15 protein-coding genes and 1 pseudogene are annotated in these 16,513 nt (G+C 72.9%); 9 read left to right on the top strand and 7 right to left on the bottom strand.

Going from position 1 to position 16,513, the window contains the following annotated elements:
* The 3 genes from ABZ464_RS35845 to ABZ464_RS35835 form a co-directional block, all read right to left on the bottom strand.
* A partial coding sequence (locus ABZ464_RS35845) for a protein kinase (protein ID WP_359284313.1) occupies nt 1-996 on the bottom strand: 996 nt, incomplete at its 3' end.
* Nucleotides 997-1,006: 10 nt separating this feature from the next.
* Entirely contained in the window at nt 1,007-3,325 is a 2,319-nt protein-coding gene (locus ABZ464_RS35840) for an ABC transporter substrate-binding protein (RefSeq protein ID WP_359284311.1), read from the bottom strand.
* Nucleotides 3,325-4,131 carry a hypothetical protein gene (locus tag ABZ464_RS35835; RefSeq protein ID WP_359284308.1) on the bottom strand — a complete coding sequence of 269 codons (807 nt, stop codon included), beginning with the start codon at nt 4,129-4,131 and terminating at the stop codon, nt 3,325-3,327. The genes ABZ464_RS35840 and ABZ464_RS35835 overlap by 1 nt, the downstream gene beginning before the upstream one ends.
* 319 nt (nt 4,132-4,450) lie before the next feature.
* Between ABZ464_RS35835 and ABZ464_RS35830 the strand changes: the two genes are divergently transcribed.
* From ABZ464_RS35830 to pqqE, 7 genes and pseudogenes are all read left to right on the top strand, one after another.
* Nucleotides 4,451-5,575, top strand: coding sequence for a PQQ-dependent sugar dehydrogenase (locus ABZ464_RS35830; RefSeq protein ID WP_359284306.1), 1,125 nt, complete (start codon nt 4,451-4,453; stop codon nt 5,573-5,575).
* Nucleotides 5,572-6,684: a PQQ-dependent sugar dehydrogenase gene (locus ABZ464_RS35825; RefSeq protein WP_359284305.1), complete on the top strand. Its 1,113-nt coding sequence runs from the start codon at nt 5,572-5,574 to the stop codon at nt 6,682-6,684. Before ABZ464_RS35830 ends, ABZ464_RS35825 begins: the two co-directional genes overlap by 4 nt.
* 82 nt (nt 6,685-6,766) lie before the next feature.
* The gene (pqqA, locus tag ABZ464_RS35820) at nt 6,767-6,907 is read left to right on the top strand and encodes a pyrroloquinoline quinone precursor peptide PqqA (RefSeq protein ID WP_359284303.1); all 141 of its coding nucleotides are present in this window, start codon (nt 6,767-6,769) and stop codon (nt 6,905-6,907) included.
* A 9-nt stretch (nt 6,908-6,916) separates the two neighbouring features.
* Nucleotides 6,917-7,816 carry a pyrroloquinoline quinone biosynthesis protein PqqB gene (gene pqqB, locus ABZ464_RS35815; protein ID WP_359284301.1) on the top strand — a complete coding sequence of 300 codons (900 nt, stop codon included), beginning with the start codon at nt 6,917-6,919 and terminating at the stop codon, nt 7,814-7,816.
* Nucleotides 7,817-7,881: 65 nt separating this feature from the next.
* Nucleotides 7,882-8,547 (top strand): annotated as a pseudogene (pqqC, locus tag ABZ464_RS35810) (pyrroloquinoline-quinone synthase PqqC); the annotation flags it as partial.
* A gap of 344 nt (nt 8,548-8,891) precedes the next feature.
* A complete protein-coding gene (gene pqqD / locus ABZ464_RS35805) occupies nt 8,892-9,113 on the top strand; it encodes a pyrroloquinoline quinone biosynthesis peptide chaperone PqqD (protein WP_359284517.1) in 222 nt (73 codons plus the stop codon).
* A complete protein-coding gene (gene pqqE / locus ABZ464_RS35800) occupies nt 9,110-10,228 on the top strand; it encodes a pyrroloquinoline quinone biosynthesis protein PqqE (protein WP_359284298.1) in 1,119 nt (372 codons plus the stop codon). Before pqqD ends, pqqE begins: the two co-directional genes overlap by 4 nt.
* A gap of 118 nt (nt 10,229-10,346) precedes the next feature.
* On the opposite strand, the gene ABZ464_RS35795 is transcribed toward pqqE, so the two are convergent.
* Together ABZ464_RS35795 and ABZ464_RS35790 are read right to left on the bottom strand one after the other, a co-directional pair.
* The gene (locus ABZ464_RS35795) at nt 10,347-11,819 is read right to left on the bottom strand and encodes an APC family permease (RefSeq protein WP_359284296.1); all 1,473 of its coding nucleotides are present in this window, start codon (nt 11,817-11,819) and stop codon (nt 10,347-10,349) included.
* 75 nt (nt 11,820-11,894) lie between these two features.
* The gene (locus ABZ464_RS35790; protein ID WP_359284294.1) at nt 11,895-12,593 is read right to left on the bottom strand and encodes an FCD domain-containing protein; all 699 of its coding nucleotides are present in this window, start codon (nt 12,591-12,593) and stop codon (nt 11,895-11,897) included.
* Between the two features lie 186 nt (nt 12,594-12,779).
* On the opposite strand from ABZ464_RS35790, the gene ABZ464_RS35785 reads away from it, so the two are divergent.
* Nucleotides 12,780-14,210, top strand: coding sequence for an amino acid permease (locus ABZ464_RS35785; RefSeq protein WP_359284291.1), 1,431 nt, complete (start codon nt 12,780-12,782; stop codon nt 14,208-14,210).
* 77 nt (nt 14,211-14,287) lie between these two features.
* Here ABZ464_RS35785 and ABZ464_RS35780 read toward each other — a convergent pair whose 3' ends face one another.
* Entirely contained in the window at nt 14,288-15,103 is an 816-nt protein-coding gene (locus ABZ464_RS35780) for an ATP-binding cassette domain-containing protein (RefSeq protein WP_359284290.1), read from the bottom strand.
* 35 nt (nt 15,104-15,138) lie between these two features.
* Complete coding sequence (locus ABZ464_RS35775; protein WP_359284287.1) at nt 15,139-16,011, bottom strand: ABC transporter permease; 873 nt, start codon at nt 16,009-16,011, stop codon at nt 15,139-15,141.
* 209 nt (nt 16,012-16,220) lie between these two features.
* Between ABZ464_RS35775 and ABZ464_RS35770 the strand changes: the two genes are divergently transcribed.
* Nucleotides 16,221-16,513, top strand: a 293-nt coding sequence (locus ABZ464_RS35770; RefSeq protein WP_359284284.1) for a helix-turn-helix domain-containing protein, incomplete at its 3' end; no start/stop codon positions are given.

The raw sequence follows: 16,513 nt of genomic DNA, 5'->3' as shown, positions 1-16,513 counted from the left end.
CCCGCCCGAGACGGCCCCGCCGGGCACGCTCCCGCCCGGCACGGCCGGCTCCGACACGGCCGGCTCCGACGAGGCCGGCTCCGACGAGGCCGGCTCCGACGAGGCCGGCTCCGACGAGGCCGGCTCCGACGAGGCCGGCTCCGACACGGTCCCCTCTGACGCGGCCCCGCCCCACACGCCCCCCTCCGTCACGGCGCCCGTCAGAGCGCGTCGGATCTCCGTCACCCCCGGCCGGGCCCCCGCCTCCTTCTCCAGGCAGCCGCGCAGCAGCGGCAGCAGCGGTTCCGGTACGCCGTTCAGGTCCGGTTCGTCGTGGACCGTGCGCATCAGCGCCTCGGCGGCGGAGCCCGAGCCGAAGGGACGCTCGCCCGTGACGGCGTACGCCAGCAGACAGCCGAACGAGAAGACGTCACTGGCCGGTCCGATCTCCCGGCCCCGCCCCTGAGCCTGCTCGGGGGAGAGGAACCCGGGCGAGCCGACCACCATGCCGCTCGCGGTGAGCGCGGTGTCCTCCGGCATCCGCGCGATACCGAAGTCGATCATCCGGGGCCCGTCGACCGCGAGCAGCACATTGCCCGGCTTGACGTCCCGGTGCACCAGCCCCGCCCCGTGCACCGCGTCCAGCGCCTCGGCGAGCCGGGCCCCGAGGACACGGACGGTCGCGTACGGCAGCGGCCCGCACTCCTCGACCGCCTCCGCCAGCGAGGGACCCGGCACGAACGCCGTGGCCAGCCAGGGCGAGGACGCGTCCGGGTCCGCGTCGAGCAGCGGCACCACCCAGGGGTTGACGACCCGGCCCGCCGTCTCCACCTCGCGGCGGAACCGGGCCCGGAACCCCGGGTCGTCGGCGTGCCCGGCGCGGATCACCTTCAGCGCCGCCAGCGAACCGCCGGTGGAGCGGGCCAGGTACACCACGCCCATGCCGCCCGCGCCCAGTCGGCGCAGCAGCCGGTAACCGCCGATCCCGGCCGGATCGGCGCCGCGCAAGGGCTCCATCGACGCCCCCTCAGGCAGTGACCTGGAACGGCGCCACGCCCTGGTAGACGAACCGCCCGCCGGCGACCTTCCACAGGTAGACCCCGCTGCCGTCGATGACCAGCGCCCCGGTCGTCTTGTCGAACGCCAGGTTCCGGCTGATCCCCTCGTACGTGGCCGACCGCAGCGCCGTCGTCAGCCGGGCCCGGGTGCGGCGCCCCACGGCCAGCGAGCCCAGGGTCCTGAGCACGAGCTGCGCCACGTCGTACGTCTCGACGGAGTACCGCTCGGGCTCCGCGTCGAAGAGCTTGCGGTGGGCGGCCGCGAACGCCTTCGCCTCGGGGGCCGTCGCCGCGTCCATGACCGGGGCGAGGATCGCCCAGCCCTCGGCGGCCTCCCCGGCGGCGGACAGGAACCGGGCGTCCAGCACCCCGTGCGCCGCGGCCCGCGCCCCCGGGAAGTCACGGCGGGTCAGCTCCCGGGCCAGCAGCGCGGCCCGGTCGTGGTAGCCGGCGAACACCACCGAGTCGGCGCCCCCGTCGAGCAGGGCGTCCAGGGTCGGCGCGAAGTCGGTCCGCAGCGCGCTCACCACCTTCGGCACGACCGGCTGCCGGTCGTCGCGCAGGATCTTGCTGAGGGTGCTGCTGATCTCCCAGCCGTAGGTGTCCGACGCCCGGTCGTCGACGATCCCGATCGCGCGCGACTTGGCGGTGCCCCGCAGATAGGCGTTGAGATAGAACGGCAGGATCGTGTCCGTGACCCGGGCGTGCAGGAAGGACCGGCTGCCCGACACGTCCAGCACGGTCGCCCCGGGAGACACCGCGATCAGGGGCAGCGACGCGGCGTCGTACGTCGCCAGCGAGGCCAGCGCCGTGGTGTCCGTGGTGGGACCGACCACGGCCAGGACGGTACGGTCCGCGACGAACCGCTTGGCCACCTCGGGCGCCCGCGCCGGATCACCGCCGTCGTCGGCCGTCTTCACGGCGAGCGCGAACCGCGCGTCCCCCCGGGCGTTGAACTCCTCGACCGCGACCCGCAGCCCCCGCTCCTGGGCCCGCCCGACGGCCTTCTGATCACCGCTCAGATCGGCGTGCAGCCCGATGGTGTACAGGGGCAAGCTGTCCTTCGGCGCCGAGCCGGAACCCGAGCTCTTGCCGCCGCCGAAGAGCGTTCCCCGCAGGGCCAGCGCGCCCCCGCCCGCCGCCACCGCCGCCGCACCACCGGCCAGCAGCAGCAAGCGGCGCCGGCCGGGGCCGCGCCCCGCGGGCGGGGCCGGAGACGGCACGGTCGCGTCCGAGGCGTCGATCTCGGTGTCGTCGATGCCGGGCAGCGCGAGCCCCGCCGCCGACCGTTCGGCGATGAGCCGGACCAGCGGCTCCGGCAGCCAGGCCTCGTCACCGGGGACCGCGTCCTCGGGAGCCGTGTCCGAGGGAGCCTTGTCCGAGGGAGCCGTGTTCTCGGGCACCGGGTGCGGCGCGGCGGGTCCGTCCGCCGTCTCGGGACGCACCGCCCGCAGCGCCTCACGCGGATCGGGGGGCGAGGCCGGCTCGGCGGCCGACAGGGACCGGGCCAGCGCCTCGGCCGTGGGCCGCCGCTCCGGGTCCTTCTCCAGACAGTCGCCCACCACCTGGACGATGTCCTCCGGGACACCCTCCAGGTCGGGCGCGTCGTGGACCGTGCGGTACAGCAGCGCGTCCAGCGACCCGGTGCCGAACGGAGGGCGCCCGGTCGCCGCGTACGCCAGCACACAGCCCAGCGAGAACACATCGCCCGCCGGACCCGACTCCCGGCCGCCCCGCGCCTGTTCGGGGGAGAGGAACCCGGGGGTGCCGACCACGACACCGGTCGAGGTGAGCGAGGTGTCCTCGGGATCCCGCGCCACCCCGAAGTCGATCAGCCGCGGCCCGTCCAGCGCCAGCAGCACATTGCCCGGCTTGACGTCCCGGTGCACGAGCCCCACCCCGTGCAGCTCCCGCAGCGCCTCGGCGAGCCGCGCCCCGAGCGCCCGCAGACTCCCCACCGGCAGCGGCCCGTACGCGGCGACCGCCTCGGCCAGCGAGGGTCCCGGTACGAACGCGGTCGCCAGCCACGGCTGCTCCGCCTCGGGATCGGCGTCCACCAGCGGCGCCACCCACGGGCTGGTCATCCGGCGGGCCGTGTCCGCCTCGCGCCGGAACCGCTCCCGGAAGCCGGGGTCCTCGGCGTACTCGGCCTGGATCACCTTCAGCGCGACCAGGGTGCCCCCGGCCGAACGGCCCAGGTACACCACCCCCATGCCGCCCGCGCCGAGCCGCCCGAGCAGCCGGTGGCCCGCCAGCCGGGCCGGGTCGGAGGTACGCAGCGGTTCCATCAGTTCCCCTTCAACCGCAGCTGGATCCGCTCCAGCATCTTCGCCAGCGCCTCGCCGCCCACCTGGTTCAGCTCCTGCTGAGTGTTCCCCTTCGCGCCCGTCACCGAGACGGCCACGACGACCGTGCCCAGCCGGGCGACCATCCACGAGTACGGCTGGGCGGCGCCGCCGTTCTCGGCGTACTGGCCGGTCTCCATGACGGAGTCGTCGGCGTACCCCTGTTCGCGGACGCCGAACGGGACGCCGAGCGAATTGAGCCCGGTGATCCGCTCGTTGCCGCGCGGCTGCTGCTCCGGGCAGCGCAGCACCTCCTCCAGGGTGGTGCTCAGCTGTTCGTCCGCGCCGAGGACGGAGGCGTGCACGGTGGTCGCGGCCGTCACCTTGACCGCGCCCTTGCCGCCGCCGGCCGGCAGCCGGCTGTAGCGGGACGAGCTGGCCAGCACCCCGTTCGGCAGCTTCTCCCGCTCCCAGCGGCAGCCGGCGTCCAGCACGGCCCAGGTGCCCGGGGTGCTCGCGGCCGGCTGCTGGGCGACGAAGCCCCGGCCCCAGTCGCCGGCGGCGAGCACGACCGCGTCGGCGAGGACGGCGCCCTCCTCGGCGGTCCGGGGGACCAGCGAGGGGTCGGCGGTGAAGAGGGCGGGGCCCGAAGGGCTCGCCGTGGCACCGGCCTTGGCGCGGGCCGACGGCGAACCGCTCTTGGGGGCGGCCCCGCCGTCCGCCCCCTGGGCCGAGCACCCGGCCAGCAGACTCCCCGCCACCAGCAGGGTCACCCCCCTGCCCCGCACCCCTCGGGTCTTGCCTCTCACTCGGTCCCCTCAACACGGCTCACGACGTTCGACACACCGAACGTAGACGGCCCCCGGAGCCCGGCACCTCCGTAGAACCACGTATCCCGTTACGTATTCGCCCCGCGTTCACCCGGCCGCCCGGGCCGTCAGCAGGATGGACGATCTCCGGTGGCCCGTGCGGAAAACAGGCCCCAATACTCCTTGAGGGAGTCGACGCGAGGGAGCCGGTGCCGCACCACGGCACGCGTGCTTCCCGTGTCCGCGCTCTCCGATTCGGCGGCGCCCTCCTTCCTCCACGCGGCCGGTCGCCCCCCCCCACGACAGGAAAGGCTTCGGAATGTCACGCTTGGCGCAACCGGTGCCGTATCGAGTCCGGCACGGCCGGGCCGCGATCGCCGCCGTCACCGCTGTCCTCGGCACCTGCCTCCTGCAGCCCGCGTCGCCCGCGGCCGCCGACCCCGAGGGGAGCACCCGAACGGCCGCCGCACCGACGGGCGTCACCGTCCTGTCCCGCGGCTGGACCAGGCCCTGGGGCATCACCTTCCTGCCCGACGGGAAGAGGGCCCTGGTGACCGAGCGCTTCACGGCCGGCGTGTGGCTCCAGTCGAGCGACGGCTCCAAGAAGAAGGTGGGCACCGTCCCGAACACCGTGCCGCCCTCGCCGAGCGGCGGCAAGGGCGGACTGCTGGGCGTCGCCCCCTCGCCGACCTGGAACGGCACCACGGACCGGGACGTCTTCTTCGTCCACACGGCCGCCTCCGAGATCCGGGTCGTGCGCATGCACTTCGACGGCAGCACCCTGAGCGACTACAAGGTCGTCCTCGGCGGCATCACCCGGGGCGGCGACCACAACGGCGGAAAGCTCGCGTTCGGCCCCGACGGCTATCTGTACGTCAGCGTCGGCGACGCCCTGAAGCGCAATCTCGCGCAGGACAAGAACTCCCTCAACGGCAAGGTCCTGCGCATCACCAGGAGCGGTGCCGCGGCCCCCGGCAACCCCTTCGGCACCCGCGTCTACAGCCTCGGCCACCGCAATCCGCAGGGCCTCGCCTGGGACAGCCGCGGCCGGCTCTGGGAGACCGAGATCGGCGAGAACACCTGGGACGAGCTCAACCTCGTCGAACCGGGCCGCAACTACGGCTGGCCCACCTGCGAGGGATCCTGCGCCAAGGCCGGGATGACCAACCCGAAGAAGGTGTGGCACCCCGACCAGGGCGGCGTCCCCGCCCAGATCGCCGTCAAGAAGGACGTCATCTACGTCACGACCCTGCTCGGCCAGCGCCTGTGGGCCCTGCCGATCGACGGCACCGGCAAGGCCGTCGGGGCCGGAACGTCGTACTACAACGGCAGCTACGGCCGGCTGCGGGCGCTCGCCAAGGTGCCCGGCACCGACGAGCTCTGGGTCGGCACGACCGACGGCGGGGACACCAAGGACCGCATCCTCAAAGTCACCGTCAAATGAGCTTGTCCCGCCGCGTGGTGGTCACCGCCGTCACCGCCCTCCTCGCGCTCTGCGGCGCGCGGCCCGCGTCGGCGGTCGCCCACCCCGCGCCGGGCGACCGGGCCGCGGCCTCGCCCTCGGCCCTGCCCTCGGCCGTCTCCGTCCTCTCCGACGGGTGGAACCGGCCCTGGACCGTGACCTTCCTGCCCGACGGGCAGCGGGCCCTGGTCACCGAGCGGCACAGCGCCGGGGTGTGGACGGTGGCGCGGGACGGCTCCCGGACGAAGGTCGGCGAGGTGCCCGACACCGTCTTCGCCCCCACCGGCGGCGACTTCGGCCAGGGCGGCGGGCTGCTGGGCGTCGCCCCCTCGCCCACCTGGAACGGCACCACCGACACGGACGTCTACTTCGTCCACACGGCCGCCGCCGAGACCAGGGTCGTCCGGATGCGCTTCGACGGCACCTCGCTCAGCGACTACCAGGTCGTGCTCGGCGGCATCGCCCGCGGCGGTGACCACAACGGCGGAAAGATCGCCTTCGGCCCGGACGGCTATCTGTACGTCAGCACCGGCGACGCCCGAAACAAGCCCCTGGCCCAGGACCCGAACTCGCTCAACGGCAAGATCCTGCGCCTCACCAGGAGCGGCGAGGCGGCGCCCGGCAACCCGTTCGGCACCCGTGTCTACAGCCTCGGCCACCGCAACCCCGAGGGCTTCGCCTGGGACGCGCGCGGCCGGCTGTGGGAGACCGAGATCGGCGAGAACACCTGGGACGAGGTCAACCTGATCAGCCCGGGCGCCAACTACGGCTGGCCCACCTGCGAGGGGACCTGCGACACCGCCGGCATGACCAACCCCCTGCACGTCTGGCACCCCGCCGAGGGAGGCGTCCCCGCCCAGGCCGCGATCGCCGACGACGTCCTGTACGTCTCCACCCTGCGCGGCGAGCGGCTGTGGGCGCTGCCCATCGACGCCACCGGCACCGGCCTCGGCACCGCCGTGTCGTACTACACCGGCGCGTACGGCCGGCTGCGCGCCCTCGCCAAGGTGCCCGACGCCGACGAGCTCTGGCTCGGCACCAGCGACCGCGGCACCGACAAGGACTCCCTCCTGAAGGTCGCCCTCGGGTGACCTCCTGCCCGGACCCACAGGCTCCCCTCACCGAGGGGTGAACCCATCCGGACGCATTTCCTCCGAAAGGAAGGTACGCACCATGAACGACACCACCGAGCGGGCGGAGCACCCGGCCGCGACCACCGTGGAGGCGGCCGAAACCGTCGCCTGGCAGACGCCCGGCTACACGGTCGTCGACACCGCCCTGGAGGTCACGGCCTACTCCCTCGCGGCCCGCTAGACCGCCGCCGTGCTGCTGCAGCTGCTCGGCACCGCGGCCGGCGGCGGCATCCCGCAGTGGAACTGCGCGTGCCCCGGATGCTCCGGGGCACGCGCGCATCCCGAGCGCCGCCGCCGTCACGCCTCCCTCGCGGTCCGTACGGACGACGGCCGCTGGTACCTCGTCAACGCGACCCCCGACATCGGCGACCAGATCGAGGCCCACCCGGCGCTCCACCCCGGCCCCGGGCCCCGGCAGACACCGATCGCCGGAGTCGTCCTCACCGACGCCGAACTCGACCACACCCTGGGCATCGCCCGGCTGCGCGAGGCCGACGCCCTGGAGATCCACGCCACGGCCCCGGTCCGCGGGGCCCTTCAGGACCGCCTGCGCCTCGGCGAGATCCTCGGCCCCTACACCGCCCTGACCTGGCGGGACCTCACCTGCCACGGCGCGCACCCGCTCGGCCCGCCGGACGAGGGCCTGCGGATCAGCGCCGTACCCGTCTCCGCCAAACGTCCCCGGTACGCCGCCGACGCCCCCGCGGACGACGCCTGGGTCGTGGCGCTGCGCCTGTACGAACCGGCCACCGGCCGTACGGCGGTCTACGCGCCCGCGGTCGCCGTCTGGTCCGACGCCCTGCACCGGGTCGCCGCCGAGGCCGACTGCGTCATCGTCGACGGCACCTTCTGGGACGAGGAGGAGCCGCGCCGCACCGGCATCTCCTCCCGCACCGCCACCGGCATGGGCCATCTGCCCATCGACGGTCCGGGCGGCACCGCGGGCATCCTCGCCACGCTGTCCGCCCGCTGCTACTACACGCACCTCAACAACACGAACCCCCTTGTCGACCCGGCCGCGCCGCAGCACAAGCGGCTCGCCCGGCTGGGCGTCGAGGTGGCCGACGACGAGTTGGTGATCGAGCTGTGACCACGACACTCGCTCCCCGGACCGAAGTCTCTTCGGCCGCATCCGGGAGCCCCGCCGACGCACCCTGGAACCCCGCCGAGTTCGAGGACCGCCTGCGCGCGGTGGCCCGGGAGCGCTATCACGACCGGCATCCCTTCAACCTGCGGATGCACGAGGGCGACCTGCGCCCCGAGGAGGTGCGCGCCTGGATCGCCAACCGCTTCCACTACCAGCGGCACATCCCGGTCAAGGACGCGCTGATCACCGCCAAGCTGGACTCGCCGCGGCTGCGGCGGATGTGGGTGCGGCGCATCGAGGACCACGACGGGCGCACGGAGGGGGAGGGCGGCATCGAGCGCTGGCTGCGGCTCGGCGAGGCGGCCGGCCTGGACCGCCGCGAGCTGCTGACGGGCGGTTCCGTCCTGCCGGGCGTACGGCTCGCGGTCGAGGGGTACGTCAACTTCTGCCGGCTGCGACCGCCGCTGGAGGCCGTCGCGGCCTCGCTCACCGAGCTCACCGCACCCGATCTGATGCGGACGCGCATCGACGCCTTCGAACGCCACTACTCCTGGATCGATCCGGAGGGCCTCGCCTACTTCCGCACCCGTGTCGACCAGGGCCGGCGCGACAGCACGGAGGCGCTCGGCCTCGTCCTGGACTGGGCCCGCACCCGAGCGGAACAGCAGCGCGCCCTGGCCGCGCTCACCTTCAAGTGCGAGGTGCTGTGGGCACTCCTCGACGCGGTCCAGCAGGAGGGCCCCGCGGAACGGGACGGCCGGGCCGGGCCGGAGGTGGACCTCCGCCCTTGGCGCACCACCGTCCGGGACACCCGTGCCGGACGGGACGAGCCACTGGTACGGGAGGAGCGAGCCGTACGGGGGGAGCTCCCCGGACGCGATGAACGAGCGCTCTCCGCCGAGCGGCCCGAGACGGACAGCCGGCCGTGGCGGCGGAGTGCCCATCCGCAGGGTCGGCCCGGTCCGGTCCGCGGGACGGACGGCGACGGGTCGGCGCAGCGGGATCTGCGGCCCTGGCGGGTGCGGGGGTGACGGCGGTGGCCGGCGCCGCCTGGTGTCCCGCGCTCGCACCGGCGCTGATGCTGCGGCACGACCCGGTGCGGGGCGCGGACCTGCTGGTCCTGCCCGAACGGGTGGTGGTCCTGGAAGGCCACGCGGGCCAGGTCGTCGGCCTGTGCGACGGGAGTCGTACGGTGCCCGGGATCGTCGGCGAACTGGCCGCGCGCTTCCCGGGCGCCCCGGTCGCCGCCGAGGTGCCCGCCTTCCTCGACCGGCTGCGCGGGGAGGGCTGGCTCACATGACCCCCGCCGGCCCGCCGGCCCGCCCCTGGGCCCTCCTCGCCGAACTCACCCACGCCTGCCCGCTGCACTGCCCGTACTGCTCCAACCCGCTGGAACTGGCCCGCCGCTCGGGCGAACTGAGCGCCGACGAGTGGGCGGACGTCCTGCGGCAGGCCGCCGCGCTGGGCGTCGTCCACACCCATCTCTCCGGCGGCGAACCCCTGCTCCGTCCCGACCTGGAGCGGATCGTCGCCGCGGCCGAGACCGCCGGTGTCTACACCCAGCTGGTCACCAGCGGCACCGGTCTGGACGAGCCCCGTCTGACCGCGCTCCGCGAGGCGGGGCTGCGCAGCGTCCAGCTCTCGGTGCAGCACTCCGACGCCCGGGCCAACGACCGCATCGCCGGGCGCCCGCACGCCTTCGCCGCCAAGGAACGGGCCGCCGCCCTGGTCCGCGCGGCGGGCCTCCCGCTCGGCCTCAACGTCGTCCTGCACCGCGACAACCTCGACTCCGTCGGCGAGCTCATCGACCTGGGCGAGGCCTGGGGCGTGGACCGCGTCGAGCTGGCCAACACCCAGTTCTACGGCTGGGGCCTGCTCAACCGGGCGGCCCTGCTGCCGACCCGCGACCAGCTGGCCCGCGCCCGGGAGACCGTCGAACACCGGCGCGAGCGGCTCGCCGGGCGCATCGACCTCGTATGGGTCGTCCCCGACTATTTCGACGGGGTCGCCAAGCCCTGCATGGGCGGCTGGGGAGCGGTCTCGCTCACCGTCACCCCCGACGGCACCGTGCTGCCCTGCCCGGCCGCCGCCTCCCTGCCGGACCTGGACCCGCCCAACGTACGGGACCACCCGCTCGCCTGGATCTGGGACGACTCGCCCGCCTTCAACCGCTACCGGGGCACCGACTGGCCGATGACCGGCCCCTGCGGCACCTGCCCCCGCCGCGAGGAGGACTTCGGCGGCTGCCGCTGCCAGGCCCACGCCCTCACCGCCGACCCCACCCGCACCGACCCGGCCTGCGCCCTGTCCCCGGACCATCATCTCCTGAGCACCCTGACCGACCCCGACACGCCGTCCGCCGCGCCGCCGTACATCTACCGCCGCCCCCGACAACCGACTCCGGGCGCCGTCTGAGCAAGGCTCGAGGTCCGCAACCTCAGGGGCGCGGGGCTGTGACATATGCGGCTCCGCCGCGGGGCGCGACAAGCCAGGACGGCGCCGCACCCGAACAGCGGCGTGGCCGCCCGCAGGGCTACTCCGCGTCCGCGACCACCGAGCCCACCCGCTCCGCCAGCGTCGGATCCCGCCGCACCAGCACCGTGGCGTACCCGACGGAGGCGACGAGCGCCACCAGTGCGACGTACGGGAACCAGCTGTACGGCGCCGGCTGCCCCGGCTTGGCGAGGTAGTACAGCGGCACCAGGATCGCCAGCGCGCCCACCCCGGGCAGCACCAGATGCCGTACGGTCCGGAACTCCTGCGGCCGGTACCGGCGGTAGTACAGCGGCAGCGCGATGTTGGAGGCGAGATAGACCAGCAGGATCAGCAGCGCGCCCAGGCTGGAGGACTCGGTGAAGAAGACCACGGGGTCCATCCGGCCGCCGCCGGGCCCGAGCAGATGCCCGAGCCCCCAGCCGCCGATGATCAGCAGCGAGGTGACGGCGAACGTGACGATCGCGTTGTTGGGCGTACGACGCGTCGGGTGGACGTATCCGAAGAAGGACGGCAGCAGCCCCTCCCGTCCGGCGTTGAAGATCAGCCGGGCCTGTGAGTTGATGCCGGCGATCAGCACGCCGAGGGTCGAGGTCAGCCCCCCGACGTAGGCGAGGAACGCCAGCGCCCCGAGCGTGTGCTGGGCGACGTCGATGAAGGGGATGGGGGAGTCGCCGAGCGCGGCCGTGTCGTAGCCGAAGCCGGTGACGGTGGCGTACGAGAAGAGGATGTAGCTCACCGTCATGATCGCGACGGACGAGAGCACCGCGCGGCCGACGTTGCGCCGTGGGTTCTCCGTCTCCTCGGCCAGCGCCGCCGAGTTCTCCCAGCCGATGAACAGGTACACCGCGAGCGGGAACCCGGCCGCGAGGCCGCTGAGGCCGTGGCGCAGATGCCCGGGCAGGAACGGGGCGGCGGACAGCTCGCCGCGGTGCTCGACGAGTGCCGCCACGGACACCACGACCAGCACCAGCATCTCCACGCCGAAGAAATAGCCGGCCCACTTGGTGGAGACCACGATCCCGCGCAGCATCAGCACCACCGACACCCCGGTCAGCAGCAGCGTCCACAGGATCCACGGCAGGTCGATGCCGGTGTAGTGGTGCAGGGTGATCTGTACGAACCCGCCGGAGATCGCGATCACCGAGGCCATCGCGATGATGTAGCCGAGCCCGGCGAGCAGCGCGGTGGTGACGGCGCTGACCGGCCCGAAGGTCTTGCCGACGAAGGTGATGAAACTGCCCGCCGAGGGGTGCGCCCGGGAGAACTCGGCGAGCGTGTTGCCGAGGAGGGCGACGGCGACGCCGGCGGCGGCGATGGTGAGCGGGGAGGCGACGCCCGCGGTGGTGGCGAGGAAGGCGAAGCCGAAGAAGAAGCTCATGGCCGGGCCGACGTTGGCCATGGTGGCGGCGGCGATGTCCGCCATGCCGAGCACACCGCCGCGCAGCCGCTGGGGCGTGCCGCCGGCGGGGCCCGACGTCGGCGGCGGGCCGACGGCTCCGGGGTCGGACATGGCGACTGCTCCTTCGGGGACGGTGGCGGTGGGGGCCAGGCGTGCGTCGAGGGGCCTGACGACAGGGGCCGGGCGTCAGCTCGGGCGGGCCCGCTGGTGTTCCTTCACGGCCCGGACGGCCGGGTCCATCGCGCCGCGGCCGAGTTCGGTGAGCAGGTCGGCGTGGCAGCGGTTGCGGGCCCGTACCACCGCCGGGTCGGGTGGGGGCAGCAGCAGGCACTGGCGGCCGAGGAGATCGGCGGCGAACTCGCGGATCCCGGCGCCGCCGAGCAGCTCGGCGAGGTCGAGATGGAAGCGGGTCTCCAGTTCGACCAGCCGGGCCGGGTCCTCGGCCAGGTCCAGCTCCGCGACCAGCGACCGCAGCCCTTCGAGGGAGCCGTCCTGGACCTCGCCCGCGCCGTGCGCCACCAGTCCGCACTCCAGCAGCAGGTGGAAGGAGTCCAGTACGGCGGCCTCCTCGGCGTCGTGCATCAGGGCGACGACGGTGTCCCAGTCCGGGGCGACGAAGGTGCCGCCGGAGCGGCCGCGTCGCCGGTCGAGCAGGCCGTCCTGGCACATCCCCTCCAGTGCGCGGCGCACGGTGATCTCACCGATCCCGAGTTCCTCCGCGAGGACGCCGGCGTCCGGCAGCCGGTCACCCGGTGCCACGGACTTCAGACGCACCCGCAGCGCGACCCGGGAGCGGACCAGGTCCGACCCCGTCTGACTCCCGCCGGAGCGCAGGCGGGTGTCCCCGCCGCCGTAGGGGCCGAACTTGCCCGCTGGATTCACCACGGCGCCACCCTAACTGCCTGCTGAGCGAGGTCACGGCGTGGTGCACGGAGGGCTCCCGGAAGAGGCGGTTCCACGGTTGCCTGCAAAATAGAGCAAGGTGAACACTTAAACAAGTCTTGTTCTTTTCGATCGTAGTGAACTAATTTCCCGGCTCGACAGCCCGTCCCCTCCTCCCCGGATGTCGAGATGACCACGACCCTCCCCGAAGCACCTCCCGCAGAGCCCGGTCTGAAGGCCGGTCTCAAGAACCGCCACCTGTCGATGATCGCGATCGGCGGAGTCATCGGCGCCGGCCTGTTCGTCGGCTCCGGCTCCGGCATCGCCACGGCCGGCCCCGGCATCCTGATCTCGTACGCCCTCGTCGGCGTCCTCGTCGTCCTCGTGATGCGGATGCTCGGCGAGATGGCGGCGGCCAACCCCACCTCCGGCTCCTTCTCGGCCTACGCGGACCGCGCGCTCGGCCGCTGGGCCGGGTTCACCATCGGCTGGCTCTACTGGTTCTTCTGGGTCGTCGTCCTCGCGGTCGAGGCGACCGCCGGCGCCAAGATCCTGGCCGGCTGGATCCCCGCGGTCCCGCAGTGGGGCTGGGCCCTGATCGTCATGGTCGTCCTGACCGCCAGCAACCTGGTCTCGGTCAGCTCCTACGGCGAGTTCGAGTTCTGGTTCGCCGGGATCAAGGTCGTCGCCATCGCCGCGTTCATCGTGATCGGCGGCCTCGCGATCTTCGGCCTGCTGCCCGGCTCGGACCACCCGGCGTCCGGCTTCTCCAACCTCACCGCGCACGGTGGCTTCCTGCCCAACGGACCCGGAGCGATCCTCACCGGCGTCCTCATGGTCGTGTTCTCCTTCATGGGCAGCGAGATCGTCACCCTGGCGGCCGGTGAGTCCGCCGACCCGCAGGGCGCGGTCACCAAGGCCACCAACAGCGTGATCTGGCGGATCGCCGTGTTCTACCTCGGCTCGATCCTCATCGTGGTCTCGCTGCTGCGCTGGGACGACCCGGCGATCCTCGAGGACGGCTCGTACGTCGCCGCCCTCAGCTCCATCGGCATCCCGCACGCCGCCCAGATCATGAACGCGATCGTGCTGACCTCGGTGCTGTCCTGCCTCAACTCCGGTCTGTACACCGCCTCGCGCATGGCGTTCTCCCTCGGCCGCCGCAACGACGCCCCGGCCGCCTTCGGCACCACCACGGACCGCGGTGTGCCGCGCGCGGCCATCCTGGCCTCGGTCGTCTTCGGCTTCGTCGCGGTCGCCTTCAACTACCTATGGCCCGACACCGTCTTCCAGTTCCTCCTCAACTCCTCCGGCGCCATCGCCCTGTTCGTCTGGCTGGTGATCTGCTTCTCCCAGCTGAAGATGCGCAAGATCATCGAGCGGGAGACGCCCGAGAAGCTGGTCGTCCGGATGTGGCTCTACCCCTACCTCACCTGGGCCACCATCGCCCTGATCGCCTTCGTCCTGGTCTACATGCTCACCGACACCGCCGACGGCGGCGGCCGTGACCAGGTCGTCCTGTCGACCCTGGTGGCCATCGGCGTGGTGGTCGTGGCCGTGGTCCGCCAGCGCCTCGGCCGGGGCGCCGCGCACGACGCCGTGACCTCGTCGAAGGCGTAACCGCCCGGCGTGCACCGAAGGCCGGACCCGCCTCTCCCACGGCGGGTCCGGCCTCGTCGGCGTCCGGGCGCCGCCGGTCAGGCGAGGGGCTTGCCCTCACGGAAGCGGCGCAGACCCTCCGGCCCCTCGACGACCGCCGCCGTCAGCTCCTCGACGCTCGTGTCCGCACGCTTCACATCGAGGATCTTGCGACCGTGGTTCATCACGATGTGCCGGTCGCAGATCTGGAACGCGTGGTGCAGGTTGTGCGTGACCAGCACCGAGCTGACTCCCTCCTGCTTCAGCCGGAGCAGGTAGTTCAGCAGCGCCTCGGTCGCCCGCACCGCCAGCGCGCTGGTCGGCTCGTCCAGGATCAGCAGACTGTGCTTGAAGTGCACCGCACGCGCGATCGCCACCGCCTGCTGCTGTCCGCCGGAGAGCGAACCGACCAGCTGGCGCGGGCTCTTGATGCCCTCGATGGTCACCACGCTGTCGAGGATCTGCGCGGCGATCTCGTCCATCTGCCGCAGCTTCAGCAGCCCCAGCGCGTTGGTGAGCTCACGGCCCATGAAGATGTTGCGGGTGATCGTCATGGACGGCACCAGGGCCGAGTCCTGGAAGATCGTCTCGACGCCGCGCCTCTCGGTCTCCTGCCGGTTGAGCGTGGTCAGCTTCTCACCACGCCAGAGGTAGTCGCCCTCGTCGGCGACGACCACCCCGGACATCGTCTTGACCAGGGTCGACTTGCCGGCGCCGTTGTCGCCGAGCAGCCCGACCACCTCGCCCTGACGGATCCGGAAACCCACGTCGTCCAGGACGGTGTTGGCTCCGTACCGCTTGGTGATCCCGGACAGCTCCAGCAGGACCTCGCCCGTGGCCTCTTCCGTGGCTTCGGCGGTGGCGGTGGGGGACATGGTTGCTCCGTTTCCGGCGGTGGGCTCGGCGGCGCTCACTTCGCCTTCCCCTCGATCAGACGGTTGAAGAAGGCCGCGGCGACGATGATCAGACCGACGAACAGGTCCAGGTAGAAGCCGGGCGCACCACCGAGCAGCAGGATGTCCTGCACGGTGAGGATGAGCGCCGCGCCGAGCACCATGCCGAGGACGCTGCCCCGGCCGCCGGAGAGCGCGACCCCGCCGACGACCGCGGCCGCGATCGCCTTCAGCTCCATGCCGCGGCCCGCGCCGGGCTGCACCGAGCCGGTGCGCACCGCGGTCAGGACGGCGGCGAGCGCCACGCACACACCGAGGATGCCGAACGCGATGATCTTGACCCGGTCGGGGTTGATCGAGATGGCGCGGGCGGCGGCGGGGTTGCCGCCGACGGCGAAGACATGGTTGCCGAGCCGGTGCCGGTGCACCAGCAGCCAGAACACCACCCCGACGCCGACCATCCACAGCGCCTGGCCGCGGAAGAAGCCGAGGTCGGCGGTGAACACCTGCTTCACGGACTCGCTCGGGACCATCAGTGCGGCCGTGGTGCCGTTGTAGAAGAGCGCCGCGCCCTCCCAGAACAGCATCATGCCGAGCGTCACGATGAAGGAGGGGATCTTGGCCTTGGTCACGAGGAGGGCGTTGAGCAGGGCGATCGCGACACCGGTCAGCAGGGCCATGCCGGTCGCGGTCCAGGCGCTCGACCCGTCGGAGTACCAGCGGGTGAACACCAGCGCGCAGAAGGTGAAGTTGGCGCCCAGCGACAGGTCGAACTCACCGGCGATGATCAGGACGCCGGCGCCGATGGCCAGGATCGCCAGCACCGGGATGCTCTGGCTGAGGACGTTGAAGTTCGACTTCTCCAGGTAGGGGAAGCCCGCCGGGTCCACCTGGCTTTCGGGCAGGGAGAGCCGGATCGCCGTCAGGGCGATCCGGCGTCACCGTCCGGGATGTGGAGGGCGGGCACGGACTGGTGGTGGTGACAGGGAGGTGAGGGACCTGGCGCTGGTGGCCGGTGGTGTGCGGTGTTGTCGCTCGGATGGGTGATGGTGATCGATGAGGTGCGCGGGCGGGGAACGTGTGGTCTACGTTTCGGGGCATGGCACGGTTTCGGTTGTACCCGGCGGGTGGGCAGGAGCGGCAGATGCTGCTGCACTGCGCGCACGCCCGGTACGTGTGGAACCTCGCGGTGGAGCAGCACGCGTACTGGAGTCCGGGGCGCAGGTCCGCGCCGGGGTTTGCCGAGCAGTGCCGTCAGCTGACCGCGGCCCGGCGGGAGAATGAGTGGCTGGCGGCTGGGAACGCGGACGTGCAGCAGCAGGCGCTGAAGGACTTCGCCACGGCCAGGCAGGCGCGTTTCACGTCGGGGTTCGGTGAGCCGACCTGGCGCAG

The organism is Streptomyces sp. NPDC005820 (assembly GCF_040630255.1).
GTDB lineage: Bacteria > Actinomycetota > Actinomycetes > Streptomycetales > Streptomycetaceae > Streptomyces.
Note: the sequence above shows the minus strand (reverse complement) of the source record. Positions and strands in the feature narration are given on the sequence as shown.